A 23,040-nucleotide genomic window follows, 5' to 3' on the forward strand; every position below is an offset into this window, starting at 1 on the left:
GCCCTGCCCGCGGAGTGTTTTCACCCCATGGCCGATACGCCGACGCCGTGTTTAACGGCCCCTGAATTTCAACGCCGGCTGCTGGCCTGGTTCGACCAGTACGGCCGCCATGATCTGCCCTGGCAGTCGCCGCGCAGCGCCTACCGCGTGTGGGTCTCCGAGATCATGCTGCAGCAAACCCAGGTCACGACCGTGATTCCCTACTTCGAGCGCTTCATGGAGCGCTTTCCCACGCTAAACGCGCTGGCCAACGCCGACCAGGATGAGGTGCTGCACCTGTGGACCGGGCTTGGCTACTACGCCCGCGCCCGCAACCTGCACAAGGCCGCTCAAACCGCGCGTGACGAGCACGGCGGCGAGCTGCCGGTCGAGAGCGTCGAGGCGCTCATGGCGCTGCCCGGCATTGGTCGCTCGACCGCGGGCGCCATCATCGCCCAAAGTCAGGGCACGCGCGCCGCCATTCTGGACGGCAACGTCAAACGCTCGCTATCCAGGCTTCACGCCGTGCCCGGCTGGCCCGGAAAGCCCGCCGTGGAGCGTACGCTTTGGCAGCTGGCCGACTACTTCACCCCTAATGAGCGCTTGGCCGACTACACCCAGGCGATCATGGATTTCGGCGCCACGCTCTGCACCCGCGCCCGGCCGGACTGCGTGATCTGCCCATTTGCTGATGTGTGCGCCGCCTATAAAGAGGGCGCGCCGCAGCGCTATCCCGAGTCCAAGCCGAAAAAGACCCTGCCCACCCGCAACACACTGATGCTGGTGCTGCGCGACGAACAGGGGCGCGTTTGGCTCGAACAGCGCCCGCCTTCTGGCCTCTGGGGCGGGCTCTGGAGCCTGCCCCAGTTCGACGACCGCGCCGCGCTCAGCGACTGGCTGGATACCTTCACCGACAGTGCGATCATCGAGCCTGCGCTTCCCGGCTTCACCCACACCTTTAGCCACTTTCGTCTGGCGATCACCCCGCAGCCGGCGCGATGCGCAGGGCTTAACGGTGTGCGCGAGAAGGGCGTCTGGTTCGACCCGCTGGACCCGCCGGCGCTGGGACTGGCCGCGCCGGTCAAATCGCTTTTAAAACAGCTCGCGCCGTTTTCGCTTGATCCCACCCCGGGGCCCTGACCCATACTCGGGGGCAACTCACCCATCAAGGAGCACCTTCATGAGCAACACCGTTTTCTGTCGCAAGTATCAGCAGGAACTACCGGCCCTCGCCTTCCCGCCACTGCCTGGCAAGAAGGGCCAGGAGATTCAGGCCACGGTTTCGCAAAAAGCCTGGGAGGAGTGGCAGGCGCTGCAGACCCGCCTGATCAACGAAAAGCACCTCAACATGCTCGAGCCGGAATCGCGCCAGTACCTGATGACGCAGATGGAGCGCTTTCTGGATAACGAACCCACCGATCAGGCCGAAGGCTACGTGCCGCCCAGCCAGCCCTGAAGGCCCCTCAAGCGCCCGCCGCGCGGGCGTTTGCCGCCACCGGCAGGCCAGGGCGAAAAGCGCGCGGTGTGCCATAACCTCGTGAACGGAAAGAAAGTTTCACAAAGGTGTTGACGAAAAGCGGCGTTTTTAGTTTAATACGCACCGTTGGCAGCGGCCAGATAGCTCAGTTGGTAGAGCAGGGGATTGAAAATCCCCGTGTCGGCGGTTCGATTCCGTCTCTGGCCACCACACTGCTGGGGTATCGCCAAGTGGTAAGGCACCGGTTTTTGGTATCGGCATTCCCAGGTTCGAATCCTGGTACCCCAGCCATTGCCAACAAGATTTCTTGTTGACTGACTCGCTTCACGCAAGCCAGTCAAATGTTCAAGAAAACGTGAAGCGCCGACATAGCTCAGTTGGTAGAGCAACTGACTTGTAATCAGTAGGTCCCGGGTTCGACTCCTGGTGTCGGCACCACTAAAATAGTGGTTAAAACAACACGTTAGAGACTTAAAAAGGCTACCTTCAAAGGTGGCCTTTTTTATTTCATTCCCCAATTTCTGCATCTGCGTACCGTAGTGCGTACCGTTTCTCTCAAGACCCATTCGGCCTGCTTTTTTCGTTGCTGCAAACCGTTTCTAAGTAGTCCAAATCACCTGAAAAGTAGGTGGCTTTCAGTAGGTTCTACAAACCCTTCATTCTCTGTCTGTTAGTGCAGTCTCTTAGGATTAAAGAGTAAGTATGCTCTTGTAACCCCGCTTACAACTGATTTTTCTCACTGTCTGGTCGTCACAGTGGTGCAAGCATGGAAAATCAGAATGCACCTTCATGCAGCATAAATTCTGCTGGATGTATCAAAAAGAGGCGCAACGCCTACATTAAACGTGTTCAAAAGCCGCTATTGTGGCGCTTTTTTTAATTGGCACGCTTGTTGCTTTATCTTTTTTACAGTTGTTTAGTAGTAATGGCCTTCGACTTAAGAATAGCGTCAATGTGTTGACAAAGTCGTTTAGGGGTCACAATCTAAGTTTAGTAATTGACATATTGTGCGTCGGCATACACCGAAAGGGCACAGAGCAATAGGGCTCCCATCGTTACCGTCAGGTAGCGTTGTGAGCCCTTTTTTTATGTCTGGAAATAGGAAGGTCAGTCAATGAACAGTCGTATCCCGGTTGGCATACTCTTCTCCACCCAAGGCCCCTACGCCACTGTTGGCCGCTCAATGCGTGATGGGGCGATGCTGGCGCTGGAAGAGGTCAACCAGGACAAACGATACCCCTTTGAGCTTGTGCCCATCGAGTGCGAGCCAGCCGGTGACACTGCAGCCTACAGCACCCACGTGAGGAGTTTGCTTCGCCATGAAGGCGTAAAGCACGTAATTGGTTGCTATACGTCTTCCAGCCGCAAAGAAGTTATCCCGATTTTTGAAAAATACGATGGTTTGCTGTGGTATCCCTCTCATTACGAGGGTTTCGAGACTAATAACAACGTCATCTATACGGGCGCCGTACAGAACCAACATGTTTTACCGCTGATGAACCATGTGCTTGCCCATATCACTCGCGATGTTTACTTCGTGGGCTCTAACTATGTCTGGGCCTGGGAAAATGGCCGCATTATCAGAGAGCTGACCAAGGCGCATGGCGGGAAGATGATCGCTGAGCGTTACCTGCAGGTCGGTGACCTGGATGTGGCGCGTATCATCGAAGAGATCCACGAAAAGCGGCCTGCCTTCATTATGAACATGCTGATCGGGGAGTCTAGCTATGCGTTCTACCGCGCGTTGGCCAAGGCGCGCGATGAGAACGCAGCCCTTCAAAAAACGGTGGTAGGCAGCTGCACGCTTTGCGAACCGGAACTTGTTCAAATTGGTCCGCAGGCGTGTGCTGGGCATCTCGCATCCAGCGTTTACTTCTCCACTATCGAGACAGAAGTTAACAAGCAATTTGTCGCTAGCTACCGCCAACGCTACGGACATGATGCCCTGCCTAGTGCAGATGCAGAGGCTTCCTACAACACCGTTCACTTACTTGCACTTGCCTTGGCTGGCGCCGATTCCGTTGATATCGACCGGGTGAAAAAAGCGCTGCATGGAACGTCCTTCCAAGCACCTCAGGGAAAGATCTATGTCGATCCTGAGAGCAATCACAGTTATTTGACCGTCCGGTTAGGAATCTCCCGCGAAGATGCGACGTTTAAGGTGATTTCAGAAGCAAGCGCTCCCGTCCGCCCGGATCCTTATCTCGTTTGGGCTGAAGCATGTGGTGAAAGCTCTGCTCAGACGGAAACGCCCATTGCTCAAAACAATATTGGCTTGAGGATCGTGCGATGACGGTTACCACACGACGCAATTTCAGGGGCCATCGTGCATTGATTGTATGTGCCGCCGAAAGAGATCGAGAAGTGCTGACTCAGTTCCTTGTGGAGCTTGGCGTCACTCCAGTCGTTCATGAAAACCAGGATGAGGCTGGGTCAGATAGTTCGTTTGACCTGGTGTTCTTCGACGATGAGTTGGGACGTCAGTTTGGCGATATCACGCACAAGATAGATCGCGTGAAGGGGCCGGCGATTGCACTTATCGGTTCAGATGCCCCGGGCTCGGTTAATTGGTTCATCGAGCGCCGAGTGTCTGGCTATCTCACCAAACCACTACGTAAGGCTGGCATTCTCGCGAGCCTTATTATTGCTTACCAAACGTTTAATCAGTGCTATGAGACAGAGCAAAAACTCCATCGTTTGGAACAGCAGGTTCGAGCGCGCCAAGTCGTATGCACGGCGGCGATCAAGCTCATTGAGGATATGGGGATTTCGGTCAATGACGCCTTTGGCCTGTTGCGTTCGGCGAGCATGAACCGCCGCCTCTCTCTTGAGGATTTCGCGGCAATGATCGTCTCGGGTGAGATCGCGGTGGCGGCACTAAAGGAGGATGCCGACACCATCCATCGTCATAGGGAATCCCGGTTAAACCGATATTCATAGCGGATTCATTGAGGTTAATCGAAGCGGAATATGTAGGACAGGCTTCAAGAGCAAAAGGTCGTCTCTCATTTTATGAAGAGGCGACTAGGGAGTTGTGTTGCTGCAGGACGGCGAAGAAGTAAAAGTAAAACCACATCAGGGGTATACAAATGAAATACTCAACAATTCAGAGAACGGCAACCTTATCAACGTTATTAGCGGGCTCATTAGTGACCAGCGCTTCAGCGAATGATCCTATTCAGATCGGTGTGCTTGAAGATCAGTCCGGCAACTTTGCAGCGGTGACGCAGGCTAAGGTGAATGCCATTGAGTTAGCGGCTGAGGAAATAAATGAGGCTGGCGGTATCGCTGGTCGCGAGGTGGAACTTGTTATTTACGATACTCAGTCTGATGATCGTCGTTACCAGGAGTTGATGCGGCGGGTTCTTCAGCGTGATCAGGTAGATACCGTTTTTGCGGGTTTTGCTTCGTCATCACGAGAAGCGTATCGACCGATTGTTAACCAATTTGATGGGTTGGCGTTTTATAACAATCAGTATGAAGGCGGCGTGTGTGACGCCAACATGATCGTCACTGGCGCAGTCCCTGAACAGCAGTTCTCGACGCTGATTCCCTGGATGATGGAAAAGTACGGCCCTAACGTCTATACGATCGCAGCAGACTATAACTTTGGTCAGATTTCGGCGGAATGGGTGCGGCAGATTGTAGAAGAGGAAGGCGGTGAAATCGTGGGAGAGGAGTTCATTCCTCTGGATGTTTCCCAGTTCTCGCAAACCATCCAAAATATCCAGGGTGAGTCCCCGGACTTCGTCGTCACCCTGCTGGTCGGTTCCAATCAGGCGTCTTATTACGAGCAGGCTGCATCCGCCGATCTGGGGCTTCCTATGGCCTCATCAGTAAACGTTGGGCAGGGCTACGAGCATAAGCGCTTTGCGCCGCCAAGCCTTGAAAACATGTTTGTTACGACGAACTTTATCGAAGAAGTCGATAGTCCTGAAGCGAATGAGTTCGTTGAGAAGTTCTATGAGCGCTTCCCCGATACGCCCTATGTGAATCAAGAAGCAGCGAACTCTTATATCGCGATGTACCTTTATAAGCAGATGGTCGAGCGTGCCGACGGCTCAACCGATAAAGAAGACCTTCGCGACGTCATCGCCGAGGGCGATGTCTGCTTCGACGGCCCTTCGGGCAGGGTGTGTCTCGATCCCAAAAGCCAGCACATGTCTCACAATATCTTTCTGGCGCAAGTGGATGAGAACCACGAGATATCTTTCCCCGAAACTTGGGAAAATATCGAGCCTTACTGGCTGGGTGAAAACGGCTGCGACCTGACCCAGAACGACCCAAGTGCTCAGTACACTCCTTCTAGCCCTCCAAACGAGTAAATATCACGCATCGTACCGGCAGGGTGGTGAGATTCACCCTGCCTGGTCTTTGAGTTTCCATTAAGCAGGAAATCTCGCTGGCGTTTTCTGCCTAGGAGCTGGATATGGAATATATACATTTAGCGTTTACAGCGTTCTATCAGTTTGGGGATGCTTTTGCCTTCTTGGTGCTATCCGCCATGGGGTTGGCGGTGATTTTCGGGATGATGGGGATTATCAACCTAGCACACGGCGAATTTATCATGTGCGGCGCCTACGTAACGGTGGCAACGGCACGCCTAGGGGTCCCACTGCCTATCGCGATGCTATGTGGCAGCCTTGCCGCCGGGATTCTTGGCATTGTGCTTGAACGCACAATTATTCATCGCCTTTATCACCGTCCGTTGGACTCCATTGTTGCCACATGGGGGATTAGCCTAATCCTTACCCAGGGCACGCTGATCGTGCTTGGATCCAGTATGGCGGGTATCAGCACGCCGCTCGGCAGTTTTTCGGTAGGCGGCTACAGCTACTCTACCTATCGAATGGTGCTGCTAGGTGTCGCAGTGCTACTGCTTATTGGCTTGTATGTGCTGTTTCATCATACGACATTCGGTATCCACTCACGGGCAACAATTCAAGCACCGCACATGGCGAAAGCCGCGGGAATCGACACCGGGCGTATGTACTCCCTCACCTTTGGTCTCGGCGCAGCCCTGGCGGGCTTAGCCGGAGCGCTTTATGCCCCCACGATCTCTATTGTCCCGACGCTGGGCGCCAACTTCCTGGTTGAAAGCTTCGTGACGGTGGTTGTTGGTGGGGCTGATGTGTTCTTGGGCACGGCGCCAGCGGCAGCCACGCTCGCGGTTATCAAGGCCTTTTTGACTGGGTGGCAAGGGCAGCTTATGGGCCAAGTGGGGTTATTAATCACAGTAATGGTGGTCATCCGTATTCTCCCACAAGGCCTGTCAGGCTGGTTACTCAAGGGGCGTACATAAATGGCTATGTTACAACGGGAAGGTTTGAAAGCGTCTCGTCAGGACGGTCGAATGCCCGGCTGGTTGCGCCTTATCAATGGCCCGCAAACGCTGGGTCGTGGCCCACTATTTTGGATTGTCTTTGTCTTAACGATTGGGGCGGCAGTTGTATATCCCGCTTTCGCGGATGCCTGGAGTGTAGGTAATACGGCCTATTTCTTTTGTTGGGTGTTTATGGCACTGGGACTGTCGCTCATCTGGGGATACGCTGGGTCGCTCAGTTTCGGTCAGACTGCTTTCTTCGGACTTGCCGGGTACACGTATGGTGTCGTCACTATCAACTTTGGCGCAGCTTACGGTTTGACCATCGTCGGCGTGCTTCTAGGCGTTGGGATGTCCTGCTTGGGAGCGGCTGTACTTGGCTACATCCTTTTTTATGGGCGGATTAGCGGCGTATTCCTCGGCATTGTCACGCTGTCGACCACACTGGTATTTGCCACCTTTATGGCACAGACGGCTGGGTCCCAGTGGGCAATCGGCGACGCCCGGCTGGGTGGCGACAATGGCATGACCGGTATGCCGCCGCTGACAATCCCCTGGGCTGGGGGCGATGTCGCGCTGTATTCGGGCGTGCCACTTTATTACCTCCTTTTGGCCATGCTGGTGGTTTGCTATCTGGGCTTGCGGGTTCTCGTCAATTCGAGATTCGGCAATGTGCTAGTCGCAATTCGTGAGAATCCACACCGCGCTGAAATGCTTGGCTACGACATACGCCGCTATCAGTTAATTGCCTTTGTTATTGGCAGCGGTTTAGCGGGTCTATCAGGTGTGCTCTATACCGCTTGGGGACAGTACATCAGCCCATCCAATATGGATTTAGCGGCCGCTGCATTACCCATTATTTGGGTAGCAGTGGGCGGGCGTAAAGACCTCACCGCAACGCTGGTGGGTACCTTGGTAGTGCTTGCCATCTTCCAGAACCTGACTATTTACGGTAGCTACTACGCCTTTGTCATTATGGGGTTGCTGCTGGTCGTCGTCGTGGTCTTTTTACCGGAAGGGTTGATCCCGGGGCTGGTCAAGTTCTTTGGTCGCCTTCGTAAGCGTAAGGAGGGCATGTCGTGACCATATTGCGAACTGAGAAATTATATAAGCATTTCGACGGCGTAAAAGTTGCTCAGGATGTGAACTTCTCAATGGAGCATGGTGAGATCCGATGCCTGATAGGTCCGAATGGCGCTGGGAAGAGCACGTTTTTCAAGCTTGTACTCGGTGAGCATCAACCAAGCTCAGGTGAAATCTACTTTTCAGATCAAAAAATTACCAAGCTTCGTTCCTTCGAGCGCGTGAAGCAGGGAATTGCCGTCAAGTTCCAGGTGCCGGGTATCTTCTCCGAACTCTCCGTTTGGCAAAACATGCAAATCGCGGTTCAGAACCACCTGCATGGTGATTCCATGACATCGGCTATCGATAAAGCTCTCGCCTTTGTAAGGCTTACCGATAAAGCCGGAGAACTTGCTGGTGAACTCTCTCACGGGGAACAGCAGTGGCTTGAGATCGGTATGGCGGTGAGCACGGAGCCGCGTTTACTACTGCTTGATGAACCGACAGCTGGCATGACCCCAGAAGAAACGGCGCGCACGGGCGAGATGATCCAGGAGCTCAATCGCAAAGGTATGTCGATCTTAGCGGTTGAACACGACATGGAATTTGTGCGCCAGATTGCCCACAAGGTCACTGTACTGAACTTCGGTGAAATCTTTGCGGAAGGCACGATCAACGAGATTGAGGCTAACGAAGAGGTTGCACGTATTTACCTGGGGACAGCCGATGACGACGAATAGTACAAACCTGTTGACCGTGGAGGGCGTCATTTCTGGCTACGGTACCACCTCAGTGCTGCAAGAGGTCAGCTTGAGTGTTGGTCGTGGTGAGGTGGTAGCCGTCATCGGTCGAAATGGCGTCGGCAAGACGACATTAATGAAAACGCTGATTGGTCTTATAAAGAATCGACAAGGCATTATCCGTTTCGATGGTAAGGATATTAGCGCGCTCGAATCTCACGAACGTGCGCGTTTAGGCATTGGTTATATCCCGCAAGGTCGTGAGGTCTTCTCGCGCATGACCGTCTGGGAAAATCTCAAGGTCGGCGAAATGCTCCAACAGCCTGGCGAGGGTGTTGACTATGAGCGGGTGTATGAATTCTTCCCCATCTTGAAAGAGCGGGCTAATCAACGAGCGGGCACCTTCAGCGGCGGGCAGCAGCAACAGCTTGCGATCGGCCGAGCAATGGTGGGTAAGCCGAAGCTTATGTTACTCGACGAACCCTCGGAAGGTATTCAGCCCAACATCGTAAAGGACATTTCACGCAACATTCTTAAGCTCAATCGCGAGCTGGGCGTAACCATTCTCCTCGTAGAGCAGAACCTGGACATGATCATGACCATGGCGCAACGCTGCTACGTCATGGATAAGGGGAAAATTACCCATGAGCTTGCGAAGGAGCAACTCCGTGATCGTGACGCCATGCGTCGAATTCTGGCTGTATAAGCAGAATGAGATCCATCAACACCATTTAACCATGACTCAAACTCCGGTCTGCAGTTGCTGGAGCAATGACTGAAAGCACTTAAAAAGGAGTAGAACAATGAACTGGTTTGATCATTCCATCATGGCGCGTCGCGCTGTTGCCAAAGGTAAGCCGGGTACTACACACCAACTAACTGAGGCGGCTCAAGGTCAGTATCACTATACGCTTGGACCTAACCCCAAGCCCGTTCTGCACATCCAACCGGGCGATATCGTTAGTGCTGAAACCCATGATGCTTTCGAAGGAAAACTTCGCTCGGAAAGCGACAAGCCCAGCGAACTGCTTAATTTGCCTTATCTCAATCCGCAGAACGGACCGATCTACGTAGAGGGGGCGGAGAAGGGCGATTGCCTGGCGGTTTATATCCGAGACATGAAACCTCGTGGCCCCCAGCCCTGCGGTACAACAGCACTGATTACCGAATTTGGTGGACTAGTGGCGACCGGTGATACTGCGCTACTCAACGCACCGCTACCGGAGCGGGTAAAGAAGGTCGAGGTTGACGCGGAAACCGGCGTGAAGTGGAGCGATAAAATAACCCTTCCTTACCAGCCTTTTATTGGCACCATTGGGGTATCACCAGAGATTGAGTCGATTAGCTCGCTGGTTCCCGATTATTACGGCGGCAATATGGACTTACCTGATGTAGCACCGGGTGCGGTGATCTATCTGCCGGTGCATACCAAAGGTGCCTATCTTTATCTAGGTGACTGCCATGCGGCGCAGGGTGATGGTGAGTTGTGCGGCGTGGCGATCGAGCATCCTACCGTGACCACCGTTCAGGTCGACTTGATTAAAGATTGGACGTTCAAATGGCCGCGTTTGGAAAATGAACAGTTCTACATGACCATTGGTTCAGCGCGTCCCATGGAAGATGCCACCCGGATTGCCTACAGAGAGTTGGTACGCTGGCTAGCGGCAGAGTTCGATTTCGATGAAATAGATGCTTACATGCTTCTTACCCAGGCAGGACGAGTGCGGCTGGGTAATATGGTGGATCCAAAATATACATTAGGCGCTTCCATCCTCAAGTCCATCGTTGGGCAAGCACGCTAGCGAGCGGGGAGGACAATATGAAATACCTTGCCGCCACAGTGCAGTTTGAGCCTGAAATGTTTGCTAAAGAGCGAAATATTGATGCTCTAAAGCGGTTAGTGGAAGAGGCGGCTGCGTCTGGTGCGCGGCTAATCATAACGCCGGAGATGGGTCTTACCGGCTATTGCTGGTATGACAGAGAGGAGGTTGCACCCTACGTCGAACAAGTGCCAGGGCCCTCAACCCAAAGCTTCGCCGCTCTGGCGGCGAAGCTTGACTGCTATATCGTTATCGGGCTGCCAGAAGTTGATGCTGGCAATGGGCTTTACTACAACACGGCTGTATTAGTTGGCCCTGAGGGATATTTAGGAAAACATCGTAAAAGCCATCCTTATATCGCCGAGCCAAAGTGGGCGGCTTCAGGCGACACTGGCCATCAAGTGTTCGAGACGTCACTGGGCCGTATCGCGCTGCTCATCTGCATGGACATTCATTTTCTTGAAACTGCACGGTTGGTCGCGCTGCAGGGTGCCGAGGTCATTTGCCATCTGAGTAATTGGCTGGCTGAGCGAGCGCCAGCACCCTATTGGATCAGTCGTGCCAAAGAAAACGGCTGCTATCTTATTGAGAGCAATCGCTGGGGGGTGGAGCGCGGCGTTCAATTCAGTGGCGGTAGCTGCGTGATTGAGCCAGATGGACATATTCAGGCTAGCCGCGATGACGGTGATGGCATCGTGCTTGGTGAGATTGATACTGAACGAGTAACGGGACCGTTGACCAGTGAGCGTCGCCCAGACCTGTATCATGAGCTACTTCATCAAACACACGCTTGGAACCCGCTAGACTTTTTCAGGCTTTATGGCCATCAGCCACTGCCCAATGGAAAAGCAAGCACCATCGCCGTTGCTCAATTTTACCCATCGAATAATCTCGACGGTAACCTTTCCAAATGTACTGATTTGATTGCCCAAGCAGAGGGTGCCGAGCTGATTGTTTTTCCTGAGCTGGCGCTTACTGGGTTAGACACTGGCGGTATCAATCCCATCTCACAGCGTCATAGTGTTTTCGACACACTGCGTGGACTCGCTGAGGAGCGTCAACAGTACTATGTAGTAGGTTTCGCGGAACAGTCGGAGGAACATCTCTATAATGCTGCCGCTCTGGTAGGGGCGCAGGGCGTTATGGCGGTTTATCGTAAGATTCACTTAAACGAGGCAGACCGACAATGGGCGACGCCTGGCGAGCGCTGGGTAAGCTTCGATCTGCCGCTAGGGCGGCTAGGCTTATTGATTGGCCATGATGCTGATTTTCCCGAAGCGGGACGCATCCTGGCGCTGCGGGGATCCGATGTCATCGCTTGTCCTGCTGCCTTGCCAGGGCCATTTCACTGTGCCCATCCTGGTACTGAGATTCGTCAGCCGTCACCTATCCCCACCGGCCCAGACGATCACCATTGGCACCATTATCGTATACGCGGTGGCGAGAACAACTGCTATTTCGCTTTCGCCAACGTGCATATGCCCGATGCTGGATTACCGGGGCTAAGCGGTATATTCGGCCCGGATACGTTTCTTTTTCCTCGCCAAGAAGCATTGTTAACTAGCGCCACTGGCTGCGTTCAGCTTGCTATCGACACGAGCAACCTGGATTCGGCTTACCCAAACAGCGCTGTACGCCGCAAGGACCTAGTGGTGATGCGACTGCCACACCACTATCCGAAACTGTTGGAGCGATAGCTTGTATTTCCCTCGCTAAATGCCTTTTCAGGCAATCGTCCGTGTATAGGAGTAGTTGACTATGAGTGTGAAGCGACCCGGCATTGATACGTTGGCAGCCATTTCCGATTATTACGGCTTTGACCTTTCCTTTGAAGAACTGGGTGAGTTCCAGTCCGCCGTTGCTGGCTCAATGGCCATTTATGATCGCCTGGATGAACTGGCGGATGAATCATTACCAGTAAACTACCCGCGAGCAGACATGGGTTATCGGCCCGTCGGTGACGACAACCCACTCAATGGCTGGGCTTGGAAGTGTTCGGTGCCTGGGGCAGAAGAGGGGCCACTTGCGGGCCGAACGGTAGCGCTAAAGGATAACATCGCTCTGGCAGGCATCCCGATGATGAATGGTTCGCCGATCATGGAAGGTTTTGTGCCCCGGGAGGATGCCACAGTGGTCACCCGGCTTCTCGACGCTGGTGCGCACATCACCGGCAAGACAGCCGTTCCTGCGTTCTGTTTTGACGGTGGAGGCTGTACCGGCTATCCCGAACCCCAGCCGGTTAATCCCCATGACCGTGAGCGTCTAGCTGGCGCTTCTTCCAACGGCAGCGCCGTGGTGGTGACCAACGGTGAAGTAGATATGGCGCTGGGAGGTGATCAGGGCGGCTCTATTCGACTACCCGCCTCATGGAGCGGTTGCTACGGGATCAAAGGAACGCATGGCCTAGTGCCTTATACAGGTATTTTTCCCATTGAGCTTACTCTTGACCACGTAGGCCCGATGGCGCGCACCGCCGAAGATTGCGCCCGTATGTTGGAGGTACTTGCTGGCTCGGATGGGTTAGATCCACGCCAATACGACGTGCGTACCACGAAATACACCGAATCGCTAAGTTAAGATCTCACTGGCATACGCATTGGCATCCTACGTGAAGGGTTTGGCATTGCCGGGGTCAGTGAATCTGACGTGGACGCCGCCGTTAAAGAAGCCATCAGCGTGCTGGAAAAAGTGGGCGCTCGTGCCACGGAGGTATCGGTACCCATGCATAACGACGGGCTTGCGCTGTGGAGTGCGATTGCCTTTGAGGGCGCCACCGAACTTATGGTCAGGGGTGATGGTTATTGAATCGCCCCAGGTTTCGTAGACACCTCTAGGCCTTATACTAAAGGTATCCAGGAGGATCCATGAGCCATCCCCGTTACACTGAAGAATTCAAAATCGAAGCCGTTAAACAGGTGGTAGAGCGTGGCCATCGAGTTGCCGAGGTCGCTGAGCGTTTAGGCGTGTCAGGCCACAGCTTGTACCACTGGATCAAACGCTACGATAAGCCGGTAGAACAACGGCAAGAAGATGATGATCTCCAAGCTGAAAACCGTCGTTTGAAAGCTGAACTAAAACGCGTGTCAGAAGAGCGAGATATATTAAAAAAGGCCAACGCGTACTTCGCCAGGGAGTCCGACTGAGGTACGCGTTTATTCAAAAGCATGCGGGCCAATATCCGGTACGTCGCTTATGCCGCATGATGGCCGTGCACCCTAGCGGCTACTACGCATGGTGCAAAAAAGCACTGTCTAATCGAGACCGGGTTGATCAGCGCCTCTTGGGATTGATCAAGCATGCGTGGCTTGAAAGCGGCGGTGTTTATGGATATCGCAAGGTCTACCAGGATTTGCGTGAGGCTGGCGAAGCCTGCGGTAAGCACCGAGTGGCCCGCCTGATGCGTAGAGAAGGTTTACGCTCTCAGACCGGCTATCGACGACGCCCTGGCTGCTATGGCGGTGGAAAGCCGGCCATCGTATCACCCAACCATTTAGACCGTCAGTTTGAAGTAACAGCGCCCAATGTTGCTTGGGTGACGGATATTACGTACATCCGAACGTACGAAGGCTGGCTTTACTTAGCAGTGGTTATCGACCTGTTTTCTCGTCAAGTGGTTGGCTGGTCGATGAAGTCACGTATGACCACGGAGTTAGTGCTGGATGCTTTATTGTCGGCAGTTTGGCGACGCAAGCCACAAGGAACGGTGATGGTGCATTCGGATCAAGGAAGCCAGTTTAGCAGTGGAGACTGGCAAAGCTTTTTGAAAGCTAATCACCTGGTGGGCAGCATGAGCCGACGTGGTAACTGTCATGACAACGCCGTTGCTGAAAGCTTCTTTCAACTCTTCAAGCGAGAGCGGATCAAGCGACAGATTTATTCGACACGGGAAGCGGCTAGACGCGACGTGTTCAATTACATTGAAATGTTCTACAACCCAAAGCGCCGACACGGCACAAGTGATAACTTGTCACCGGTTGAGTATGAAAGGCGTTACTTTAAGAGCCTAACGGGTGTCTAGAATATCCGGGGCGATTCAGATTGGCTTGAGTTCGATTTGCCAGAAAATTTGCGGTTCGAGTAGCGTGAGCAGGGCGAGCTACTCTTGAAAACCCTACAATCGCTCTACGGTTACATATGGCGGACTTCCAGCTATCAGCACTGAAACCGAGGCTATACAGAACGACATAATAAAAAGAGGTGTGAATGGATTTCGTGAATGCCACTGCGTTGTTATGGCCAGCGGTACTATGGATACCCGCTATTTTTGTTTTTGTCGTCTTGATGAAACTAATGCTGGCTGGCCTGTCATCCAAAAGAACCGGCTCCATTTCTGACAGGAAAACGTCAAGGTCACAAGCGCTCTTGAAAAAAGGCGGAGCCTATCACAAGAAAGGCGCCTTAATGTCGCCCAGTGAGCAGGACGTATACAGGGTGCTGGTCAGTACCTATGGTGCGGAGTGTTACATTTTCGCTCAGGTTCGAGTGGTCGACGTCATAGAGCCCAATTCCAAAAAGTATCGGTCCAAAAGTAGCGCGTACCTGGCCTTATTCAGACAGATCTCTCAATGGCATTTCGACTATGTGATCTGCAGCAAGGAAGATTTCAGCATCCTGTATGTCATGGAGCTGGACGACCCAAGCCATGAACGGCCGGATCGGCAGAGAAGGGATAGAATCCTCGAGTCAGTATGCGCTGACGCGGGCGTCGAATTAAAAAGAATGTGGCTGGATTATCGTTCCCGAAAGATCAAGGTTCACAGCAGCCGCTAGCCCTATTTGATCCGAATGCTGATGTGATTCCTCGCCAACCAGATCATGCACTTCGAGCACCACGATACCGACAGTGCAGCTCATAAACCGCCCGAGCCAGCGCCTCATCCGGCCCGCTGACCGGCACCTTCGGCGCTACTTGCTCGATGGTCAGCGGCGCCACTGGCGGACTTTCGAGTTCCCACTCTTTGTGCCAAGCAGCAAGCTGTTTGGAAGAGCTGGCGTAGACGATGGGGCCAAGGCCGGCCCAGGCGTGGGCGGCGGCGCACATGGGGCAATGCTCGCCGGAGGTGAACACGGTGGCCCCATGTCGTTCGCGCTCGCTCAAGTGCTGCGCGGCCCAGCGGGCCAGTTCGAACTCCGGGTGCTGGGTGGCATCGCCACTGTTGATGCGATTTCGGGCCTCACGCAGTACAACGCCTTGCGCATCGGCGAGCACCGAGCCGAAGGGCTCGTCGCCGGCCTCCAAGGCCTGCTCGGCGAGGGCGACGGCGCGCTGGAGTAGCTGATAACGCTGGGTGGCATTCATGAAAAGCGCTCCTGTTTGAACGGGTCATTAGGCCAAGCGTAGCACCTGAGCATCGGCATGATGGGAAGGTGTCGATTTCGACCCGCGCGCCGGTATATTTCGACTATCTTTCATGTTCCACCGCGAGCCTTGCGGTGGCGGCTCCCCGGGTAGCTGGCCGCATGTGGCCAGGGCGTTCAGGGGCGTGTGGCGAACAGGACGTTTACCCCATCGATCAAAAGGAATCGAATATCTCATGACTCAGACACCTACTCCTGAAACCCTGATCCAGCGTAGCGTCGAGCTGGCGCTGGAGAACGTCGACGCGGGCGGCAAACCCTTTGCCTGCATCGTGGTGGATCGTGAATCCGGCGAGATCGTGCATGAGGCGACCAATCAGGTGTCGCAAAGCGGGGATCTCACCGCGCATGCCGAAATCACCGCCATCCGTGAGCTGGCCGCCAAGGGAAGAACCGACCTGAACGGGTGCGATGTCTACATTACCGCTTACCCGTGCCCGATGTGCCTTGGGGCGCTTTACTATGCGGCGCCGGAGCAGGTGTACTTTGCCGCCACGCGCGAACAGGAAGGCGAGCACTACGAGGATGGCGGCCGCTACATGACGCTCGCAACGTTCTATGACGAGTTCGCCAAACCCATCGCCCAGCAGAATTTGCCTTTTACGCAGATGAAAGTCGAGGATCCTACGGCGCCGTTTCGGCGCTGGACCCATCGCCATCAAAGCTGAGAAATCATGCAGTCGCTAAAAATTCAGTGGCGTGTTCGGCCAAACCTGAGCGGCAGGCGGGCACGTGCTTTAACGCGGGCGTTACGCTGCTGAATGGAGTGCTGGTGCTGGCTGCCGCCGGGCAGGTAAATGATGCGGGGCGGCTGGACGGAGGCGGACTGAATCGAGGCGCGGGCGCTGACCGGCGTTGCCTGAATGATGCTAAGGCCGTTGGGATTGACGGTTTCAGAACGCCCGTTCGCGCAGGGGCTGTCCTGAAAGGTGGTGTGGCCATCCCGCGCGGTGCATTTGAACAGCTCTGCGTGAACGGGTAGGGCAACAAGCGTCAGCGCGGATAGCAAAAGCGTTCTTTTCATTGTACATCGCCGCTAAGCAAACATTGGTCCGGCTAGAGTAGCAATAAAACGCCAAATCGCGCTAGCGACCTCGCTGGCGTATTGCCCACACTCCCAGCGCCAGCAGAAAACAGCCCGCCGCCGGCGCCAGTACGTCGAGTACCGAGTCCAGGTGCCAGCCCGTGACGACGCCTTCAAGCACACCCACCGGCTGGGTCTGGCCCCACTCCCAGCCGCGCGCCACGGCCAGTTTGTATTCGTGCTGAGCAATTTCGCGGCCCAGAAACACCGCCACGGCCAGCGCCCCGGACACCCACAGCGTGACGCGGGGCAGCAGGGCAAGCAGAAGCTGAATGCCAAGGCCGATCAGCACGTGTTCTAGGTGGCTCATGTTCATAAGACAACCGTTAATGGGCAGGCAGGTTCGAAACCTTGAGTGAAACGCGCACGGTGCGACACAGGACACAAGCTTGATGATCGGGTACGCAACTGGATGTGTGTGCTGATCGAGCGCTACCAAGTGTAAAAAAACCGGCTCCTGACGGAGCCGGTGAGCATGGCGGGCTAGAGCATCGAAGAGGTTAAAGCGCTTCGATCTTGGCCTTCTGCTCTTGCAGCAGCGTTTTAGCGGACTGGAACTCGGCGAGCTTGGCGCGCTCTTTGTCGATCACCGCGGCCGGCGCCTTGGCGGTGAAGCCTTCGTTGGAAAGCTTCTTCTCGACGCCGCCGATCAGCTTGTCCTGCTTCTCGATCTCCTTGTTCAGGCGCGCAAGCTCCGCGTCCTTGTCGATCAGGTCCGCCATCGGCACCAGCACTTCCATATCGCCGACCAGCTGGGTGGCGGAAAGCGGCGCCTCGGCGGGGTTGGCAAGCCAGGTGACGCTTTGAAGCTTGGCCAGTTTCGAGAGGAACAGGCGGTTGCTCTCGAGGCGCTCGGCGTCGGTCGGCTGTCCCTTGGTCAGCAGCACGTCCAGCGGCTTGCCCGGGGCGATGTTCATCTCGGCGCGGATGTTGCGCACGGCGATGATCACACCCTTGAGCCACTCGATGTCGCGCCCGGCCTGCTCGTCGATCTTATCTTCATTGGCTTGTGGCCAGGCTTGCGTCATGATCGAGGCGTCACCGCCCGGATGACGGCCGGCCAAAGGCGCCACGCGCTGCCAGATCTCCTCTGAAATATAGGGCATCATCGGGTGCGCCAGGCGCAGGATGGTTTCGAGCACGCGCACCAGGGTACGGCGGGTGCCGCGCTTGGACTCGGCGCTTGCGGCTTCGTCCCACAGCACCGGCTTGGAAAGCTCCAGGTACCAGTCGCAGTACTCGTTCCAGACGAACTCGTAAAGCGCCTGGGAGGCGTGGTCAAAACGGTACTCCTCCATCGCTTTGGTGACCTGGGCCTCGGTTTTCTGCAGCTCGGAGATGATCCAGCGATCGGCGAGCGAGAGCTCCACCGGCTCGTCCGCAGCGCCGCAATCCTCGCCTTCGGCGTTCATCAGCACATAGCGTGAGGCGTTCCACAGCTTGTTGCAGAAGTTGCGGTAGCCGTCCAGCCGGTTCATATCGAACTTGATGTCGCGCCCGGTGGTCGCTTGCGAGAGGAACGTGAAGCGCAGCGCATCGGTGCCGTGGGGCTCGATGCCGTCCTTGAACTCCTCTTTCGTCGCCCTGGCGATCGCCTTGGCTTTCTGCGGCTGCATCATGTTGCCGGTACGCTTTTCCAGCAGCGCGTCCAGGCTGATGCCGTCGATCAGATCGATCGGGTCGAGCACGTTGCCCTTGGACTTCGACATCTTCTGGCCCTGGCCGTCGCGCACCAGGCCATGCACGTAGACGGTCTTGAAGGGCACCTCACCGGTGAACTTGAGCGTCATCATGATCATCCGGGCGACCCAGAAGAAGATGATGTCGAAGCCCGTCACCAGCACGCTGGTGGGGTGGAAGGTCTCGAGCTCCGGGGTCTTCTCCGGCCAGCCCAGCGTGCCAAACGTCCAAAGGCCCGAGCTGAACCAGGTATCCAGCACGTCCTCGTCCTGGGTTAGAGTGACGTCTGCAGTTAGGCCGTGCTTCTCGCGGGCTTCCGCTTCGGAGCGCGCCACGTAAACGTTGCCCTGCTCGTCGTACCAGGCGGGAATGCGGTGGCCCCACCAGAGCTGGCGCGAGATGCACCAGTCCTGCAGATCGCGCATCCAGGCGAAGTACATGTTCTCGTAGTTCTTCGGCACGAACTGGATATCGCCGTTCTCTACCGCCTCGATCGCAGGCTTGGCCAGGCTTTCGACCGCCACGAACCACTGGTCGGTCAGAAGCGGCTCGATGACATCGCCCGAGCGGTCGCCAAAAGGCAGGGTGTTGTTGACGCTTTCCACCTCGACCAGCAGGCCAAGCGCGTCCATGTCGGCGACGATCTGCTTGCGCGCTTCGAAACGATCCAGGCCTGCGTATTTGGTGGGCAGGGTGGCGTCTTCGTCCGGCTGGGGCTGGCCCTTGAGGTCGAAGATCTCGGCGCGCTCGAGGATCGTGGCGTCCTTGGAGAAGACGTTGATCAAAAGATGGTTCTGGCGCTTGCCGACTTCGTAGTCGTTGAAGTCGTGGGCCGGGGTGATCTTGACGCAGCCCGAGCCTTTTTCCATGTCCGCGTGCTCATCGGCGACGATCGGAATGCGCCGGCCGACCAGCGGAAGCTCGATGAACTGGCCGACCAGTGAGGCGTAGCGCGCGTCGTCCGGGTTCACTGCCACGCCGGTATCGCCTAAAAGCGTTTCCGGGCGGGTGGTGGCGACGACGATATGATCCTTGCCGTCGGCGGTTTGCACGCCGTCGGCCAGTGGGTAGCGGAAATGCCAGAAGCTGCCCTGCTGCTCCTTGTTTTCGACTTCCAGGTCGGAAATCGCGGTGTGCAGCGTCGGGTCCCAGTTGACCAGCCGCTTGCCGCGATAAACCAGCTTCTCCTCGTGCAGGCGCACGAAGACTTCCTGCACCGCCTTGTAGAAGCCGTCATCCATGGTGAAGCGCTCGCGCGACCAGTCGACGCTGGCGCCCATGCGGCGCAGCTGACGGGTAATGTGGCCGCCGGATTCCGCCTTCCACTCCCAGATCTTGTCCGTGAACGCCTCGCGTCCGAGATCATGGCGCGTCTTGCCCTCTTCCGCGGCGACCTTACGCTCGACCAGCATCTGGGTCGCGATCCCCGCATGGTCGGTGCCCACCTGCCAGAGCGTATTGTTGCCCTGCATGCGCTTCCAGCGCGTCAGGGTATCCATGATGGTGTCCTGGAACGCGTGGCCCATGTGCAGGCTTCCGGTCACGTTGGGCGGCGGAATCATGATGGAGAAGGGCGCCCCCTGGCCTGACGGCGCGAAGCGGTTGTCCGCCTCCCAGCGCGCGTACCAGCGGGTTTCGATCTGTTCGGGTTGGTAGGTCTTTTCCATGGAGCGACTCACAAACGATGCGTCCCAAAGGGAGCGCATGAAATTCGGATGGGGCGAAAAAATGGCGACAAGTATAGCGCGATCGAGTACCGCGCGTCAGGTGAGCAGCGCATGACCGTGTTGTTACCAGGCGTTGTTTTACATCTCGGGGCCGTTTTTGACCTCGGCAAGCGTTTGCTCGATTCGCTCGATGCTGGGCAGGCCCGTTTGCAGCTCGGTGGGGAGCGATTCCAACAACTTGTATTCGGCAATGCCCATCGGCTGGGATTTATCGCTCAGCGCGTATTCGGCGACGACCTTGTTCTTACTCTTGCACAGCAGCAGGCCGATGGTCGGCGCATCCAGGTCGGTTTTTACCTGGCGGTCGACCGCGGTCAGGTAGAAGCCGAGCTGCCCCAAGTGTTCTGGTTTGAACTTGCCTGTCTTGAGCTCGATGACCACGTAGCAGCGAAGCTTCAAGTGATAGAACAGCAGATCGAGGAAGAACTCTTCTCCGCCAACATCGAGTAGCACCTGGCGACCGACGAAGGCAAAACCCGCGCCCAGCTCCAGCAGGAATTCGGTGACGTGGCGCACCAGCGCCTCTTCGACGTCGCGCTCCTGAGACTCGGCTGACAGACCGAGAAAGTCGAAGCGATACGGGTCTTTCAGCGATTCCCGGGCCAGGTCCGACTGTGGCTTGGGCAGGCTCGCCTCGAAGTTGGTCACCGCCGCTCCCTGGCGTTCCAGCAGGCGGGTTTCGATCTGCATGACCAGTACGTTGCGTGACCAGCCGTGCTGAATCGCCTCGTAGGCGTACCAACATCTGCTTTCCGGGTCGGATAGCTTTTCCAGTAGGGCCAGCTGATGATACCAGGGCAATTGTGCAAGCACCTCTTGCACAAACGCGGGCTCCGGCCAGGCCTCGGCGAAGGCACGCATGTATTTGAGGTTACGAGGTGAGAAACCTTTCATTTCCGGAAAAGCCGCCCGCAAATCGAAAGCCAGCCGCTCGATCACCTTTGCGCCCCAGCCTTGCTCCGCCTGGCGCTCGAGAATGTCGCGGCCGATTTGCCAGTAAAGCTGTATCAGCTCGCGATTGACCGCAAACGTCGCTCGCTGCTGTGACGCATGAATGCGCTGTTTCAGCTCGGCGAGCCAATCGTTGTAGCCATCGGGCGGGGTGATCAGGGAAACGGGCTTATCACTCATGGTGGTTCTCTCCGGTATCAGCCGATCTTGTGCGGCACTACCTCATGGCCAAGCTCCTTGTAGCGCTGCCAGCAGGCGCGTTTGGCGATGAGCACCTGCTGGTGCTGGTTGATGATCTCGGCAACTCTTGTAAAGCGCTCGATGCCCGCGGGGATATCCGGGTGCAGGTTCAAAAGCGCGGTCTCTTCGCGGGGCGAAGGCAGCTCATTGAAGCCGAGCGTGATGGGGACGCTGTCGGCCAGGTCGCTGCCTTCGATCGCGTGGGGCAGGTAGGCGTCATCACGGAAGGTCCACAGCGCCTCGTCGGCCTGTTCGGCAAGCGTTTGACCCTCGCAGTGCAGGTGCAGCCGGTAGCCCTTGCGGTGGATGGTCTCGGCCAGCTTGCAGGCAAAGGCGAGCCGCCCCTCCAGGGTGGTATCCTGAAGTATGTAGAAGTCGATTCGCGCCATGGGGCTTCTGCCTTGCAAGGGTCGTCGGTAGAAGTGAATCGCCGCCGCGCGAGGCGGCGGCGGGAAGGGCTACACCAGTTGGGTCAGCCAGCCGTGCTTGTCGTCGCTGCGGCCATACTGAATGTCCAGCAGCGCCTTGCGGATGCGCATGGCCACTTCACTACCGCCGTCGCCCTGAACGCGAATACGCTCCTGCTCGGTGACCAGCTCGCCCACCGGGGTGATGACCGCGGCGGTGCCGCAGGCGAACACTTCGGAGATCTCGCCGGATTTGGCACCGTCGCGCCACTCGTCGATGCTGATGGGGCGCTCCTCCGGCGTCAGGCCCATGTCTTTAGCAAGCGTGAGGACCGAGTCGCGGGTCACGCCTTCAAGGATGGTGTCGGTCAGGCGCGGGGTGACCAGGCGGCCATCCTTGTAGACGAAGAACAGGTTCATGCCGCCAAGCTCTTCGAGCCACTTGCTCTCGGCGGCGTCCAGAAATGCGACCTGGCCGCAGCCGTGGCTTTCGGCTTCCTTTTGCGCGGCAAGCGAGGCCGCGTAGTTGCCGCCGCACTTGGCAAAGCCGGTGCCGCCGGGGGCGGCGCGCTTGTAGGTAGACGACAGCCAGATCGAGACCGGGTTCACGCCGCCCTTGAAGTAGGAAGCCGCCGGCGAGGCGATGACGTAGTAGTCGACCTCGTGGCTCGGGCGCACGCCGAGAAACGCTTCCGAGGCGATCATGAACGGGCGCAGATAGAGGCTGCACTCGTCGGCGTCGCTTTGCGGCGTCGGCACCCAGGCGCTGTCCTGGGCGAGCAGCGCCTGAATCGAGCCGATGAAGTCCTCATCCGAGAGCTCGGGCAGGGCCAGGCGGCGGGCGCTACGGCGCAGGCGCTCGGCGTTTTTCTCCGGGCGGAAGGTCCAGACCGAGCCATCCGCGTGGCGGTAGGCCTTGATGCCCTCGAAGATTTCCTGGCCGTAGTGCAGCACCGCGGCGGCCGGGTCGAGAGTGAGCGGCCCGTAGGGGCGCACCTGGTGGCCGTGCCAGTCGGCGTCGACGGTCCAGCGGACGTGGGCCATGTGGTCGGTGAAGTGGCGGCCGAACCCCGGGTTTTGAAGAATGCTTTCGCGAATGTTCTCCGCCGTGGGCAGGTTGGACGGCAAAATTTCGAAACGATTGGCTGAACTGGCAGTGGGCACGGCGTGTGGTCTCCGCAAAATACCCCCG

General features: G+C 56.5%; 23 protein-coding genes and 3 tRNA genes. 19 read left to right on the forward strand and 7 right to left on the reverse strand.

Translation table 11 applies throughout. The features are described from left to right. Positions 1 to 27: 27 nt before the first annotated feature. The 18 genes from mutY to RN346_RS02975 all read left to right on the forward strand — a co-directional run bounded on the left by mutY (position 28) and on the right by RN346_RS02975 (position 15,171). Positions 28 to 1,119, forward strand: coding sequence for an A/G-specific adenine glycosylase (mutY, locus tag RN346_RS02890; protein WP_311962057.1), 1,092 nt, complete (start codon positions 28 to 30; stop codon positions 1,117 to 1,119). Between the two features lie 40 nt (positions 1,120 to 1,159). Beyond that, positions 1,160 to 1,435 carry an oxidative damage protection protein gene (locus RN346_RS02895; protein WP_263585113.1) on the forward strand — a complete coding sequence of 92 codons (276 nt, stop codon included), beginning with the start codon at positions 1,160 to 1,162 and terminating at the stop codon, positions 1,433 to 1,435. A gap of 155 nt (positions 1,436 to 1,590) precedes the next feature. Then, positions 1,591 to 1,666 (forward strand) — tRNA-Phe (locus tag RN346_RS02900). Between the two features lie 6 nt (positions 1,667 to 1,672). After that, positions 1,673 to 1,747, forward strand: a tRNA-Gln gene (locus RN346_RS02905). Positions 1,748 to 1,818: 71 nt separating this feature from the next. Then, positions 1,819 to 1,894, forward strand: a tRNA-Thr gene (locus tag RN346_RS02910). A gap of 676 nt (positions 1,895 to 2,570) precedes the next feature. Then, a complete protein-coding gene (locus tag RN346_RS02915) occupies positions 2,571 to 3,749 on the forward strand; it encodes a transporter substrate-binding domain-containing protein (RefSeq protein ID WP_311962058.1) in 1,179 nt (392 codons plus the stop codon). Continuing rightward, a complete protein-coding gene (locus RN346_RS02920; protein WP_311962059.1) occupies positions 3,746 to 4,396 on the forward strand; it encodes an ANTAR domain-containing protein in 651 nt (216 codons plus the stop codon). Before RN346_RS02915 ends, RN346_RS02920 begins: the two co-directional genes overlap by 4 nt. A 149-nt stretch (positions 4,397 to 4,545) precedes the next feature. Beyond that, positions 4,546 to 5,781 (forward strand): urea ABC transporter substrate-binding protein, encoded by a 1,236-nt coding sequence (locus RN346_RS02925; RefSeq protein ID WP_311962060.1) that lies wholly within the window; start codon positions 4,546 to 4,548, stop codon positions 5,779 to 5,781. A 104-nt stretch (positions 5,782 to 5,885) separates the two neighbouring features. After that, positions 5,886 to 6,758, forward strand: a complete 873-nt coding sequence (locus tag RN346_RS02930; RefSeq protein ID WP_180091737.1) for an ABC transporter permease subunit — start codon at positions 5,886 to 5,888, stop codon at positions 6,756 to 6,758. Beyond that, positions 6,759 to 7,862: an ABC transporter permease subunit gene (locus RN346_RS02935; protein WP_311962061.1), complete on the forward strand. Its 1,104-nt coding sequence runs from the start codon at positions 6,759 to 6,761 to the stop codon at positions 7,860 to 7,862. It abuts the gene before it with no gap. Next, a complete protein-coding gene (locus RN346_RS02940; RefSeq protein ID WP_180091736.1) occupies positions 7,859 to 8,581 on the forward strand; it encodes an ABC transporter ATP-binding protein in 723 nt (240 codons plus the stop codon). Before RN346_RS02935 ends, RN346_RS02940 begins: the two co-directional genes overlap by 4 nt. Then, a complete protein-coding gene (gene urtE / locus RN346_RS02945; protein ID WP_311962062.1) occupies positions 8,568 to 9,287 on the forward strand; it encodes an urea ABC transporter ATP-binding subunit UrtE in 720 nt (239 codons plus the stop codon). The genes RN346_RS02940 and urtE overlap by 14 nt, the downstream gene beginning before the upstream one ends. Before the next feature lie 97 nt (positions 9,288 to 9,384). Next, positions 9,385 to 10,383, forward strand: a complete 999-nt coding sequence (locus tag RN346_RS02950) for an acetamidase/formamidase family protein (protein WP_180091734.1) — start codon at positions 9,385 to 9,387, stop codon at positions 10,381 to 10,383. Between the two features lie 17 nt (positions 10,384 to 10,400). After that, positions 10,401 to 12,098 carry a nitrilase-related carbon-nitrogen hydrolase gene (locus tag RN346_RS02955; protein ID WP_311962063.1) on the forward strand — a complete coding sequence of 566 codons (1,698 nt, stop codon included), beginning with the start codon at positions 10,401 to 10,403 and terminating at the stop codon, positions 12,096 to 12,098. 61 nt (positions 12,099 to 12,159) lie between these two features. Next, the gene (locus RN346_RS02960) at positions 12,160 to 12,978 is read left to right on the forward strand and encodes an amidase family protein (protein WP_311962064.1); all 819 of its coding nucleotides are present in this window, start codon (positions 12,160 to 12,162) and stop codon (positions 12,976 to 12,978) included. A gap of 69 nt (positions 12,979 to 13,047) precedes the next feature. Then, the gene (locus tag RN346_RS02965; protein WP_311962065.1) at positions 13,048 to 13,206 is read left to right on the forward strand and encodes a hypothetical protein; all 159 of its coding nucleotides are present in this window, start codon (positions 13,048 to 13,050) and stop codon (positions 13,204 to 13,206) included. Positions 13,207 to 13,265: 59 nt separating this feature from the next. Further along, positions 13,266 to 14,419 (forward strand): IS3 family transposase gene (locus RN346_RS02970; protein WP_311962066.1). Its coding sequence is split into 2 segments (ribosomal slippage): positions 13,266 to 13,509 and positions 13,509 to 14,419, totalling 1,155 coding nucleotides; the frame shifts between segments, so codons are not numbered across the junction. Between the two features lie 185 nt (positions 14,420 to 14,604). Further along, on the forward strand, positions 14,605 to 15,171 hold the full coding sequence (locus RN346_RS02975; RefSeq protein WP_311962067.1) for a DUF2726 domain-containing protein: 567 nt from the start codon (positions 14,605 to 14,607) through the stop codon (positions 15,169 to 15,171). 43 nt (positions 15,172 to 15,214) lie between these two features. On the opposite strand, the gene RN346_RS02980 is transcribed toward RN346_RS02975, so the two are convergent. Next, positions 15,215 to 15,700 carry a nucleoside deaminase gene (locus RN346_RS02980; RefSeq protein ID WP_311962068.1) on the reverse strand — a complete coding sequence of 162 codons (486 nt, stop codon included), beginning with the start codon at positions 15,698 to 15,700 and terminating at the stop codon, positions 15,215 to 15,217. Between the two features lie 235 nt (positions 15,701 to 15,935). Between RN346_RS02980 and RN346_RS02985 the strand changes: the two genes are divergently transcribed. Continuing rightward, the gene (locus RN346_RS02985) at positions 15,936 to 16,427 is read left to right on the forward strand and encodes a nucleoside deaminase (RefSeq protein WP_311960139.1); all 492 of its coding nucleotides are present in this window, start codon (positions 15,936 to 15,938) and stop codon (positions 16,425 to 16,427) included. A gap of 23 nt (positions 16,428 to 16,450) precedes the next feature. On the opposite strand, the gene RN346_RS02990 is transcribed toward RN346_RS02985, so the two are convergent. From RN346_RS02990 to RN346_RS03015, 6 genes are all read right to left on the reverse strand, one after another. After that, positions 16,451 to 16,783, reverse strand: a complete 333-nt coding sequence (locus RN346_RS02990) for a DUF4124 domain-containing protein (RefSeq protein ID WP_311960140.1) — start codon at positions 16,781 to 16,783, stop codon at positions 16,451 to 16,453. 61 nt (positions 16,784 to 16,844) lie between these two features. After that, on the reverse strand, positions 16,845 to 17,153 hold the full coding sequence (locus tag RN346_RS02995; protein ID WP_311960141.1) for a hypothetical protein: 309 nt from the start codon (positions 17,151 to 17,153) through the stop codon (positions 16,845 to 16,847). Positions 17,154 to 17,343: 190 nt separating this feature from the next. Continuing rightward, on the reverse strand, positions 17,344 to 20,190 hold the full coding sequence (locus tag RN346_RS03000; protein ID WP_311962069.1) for a valine--tRNA ligase: 2,847 nt from the start codon (positions 20,188 to 20,190) through the stop codon (positions 17,344 to 17,346). A 138-nt stretch (positions 20,191 to 20,328) separates the two neighbouring features. Next, positions 20,329 to 21,381 carry a PDDEXK nuclease domain-containing protein gene (locus RN346_RS03005; RefSeq protein WP_311962070.1) on the reverse strand — a complete coding sequence of 351 codons (1,053 nt, stop codon included), beginning with the start codon at positions 21,379 to 21,381 and terminating at the stop codon, positions 20,329 to 20,331. Positions 21,382 to 21,398: 17 nt separating this feature from the next. After that, positions 21,399 to 21,830: a DNA polymerase III subunit chi gene (locus RN346_RS03010; RefSeq protein WP_311962071.1), complete on the reverse strand. Its 432-nt coding sequence runs from the start codon at positions 21,828 to 21,830 to the stop codon at positions 21,399 to 21,401. Positions 21,831 to 21,899: 69 nt separating this feature from the next. Then, positions 21,900 to 23,012 (reverse strand): branched-chain amino acid aminotransferase, encoded by a 1,113-nt coding sequence (locus RN346_RS03015; RefSeq protein WP_263585051.1) that lies wholly within the window; start codon positions 23,010 to 23,012, stop codon positions 21,900 to 21,902. Positions 23,013 to 23,040 lie beyond the last annotated feature (28 nt).

Origin of the sequence: Halomonas sp. PAMB 3232, assembly GCF_031954225.1 — a bacterium.
Taxonomy (GTDB): Bacteria; Pseudomonadota; Gammaproteobacteria; order Pseudomonadales; family Halomonadaceae; genus Vreelandella.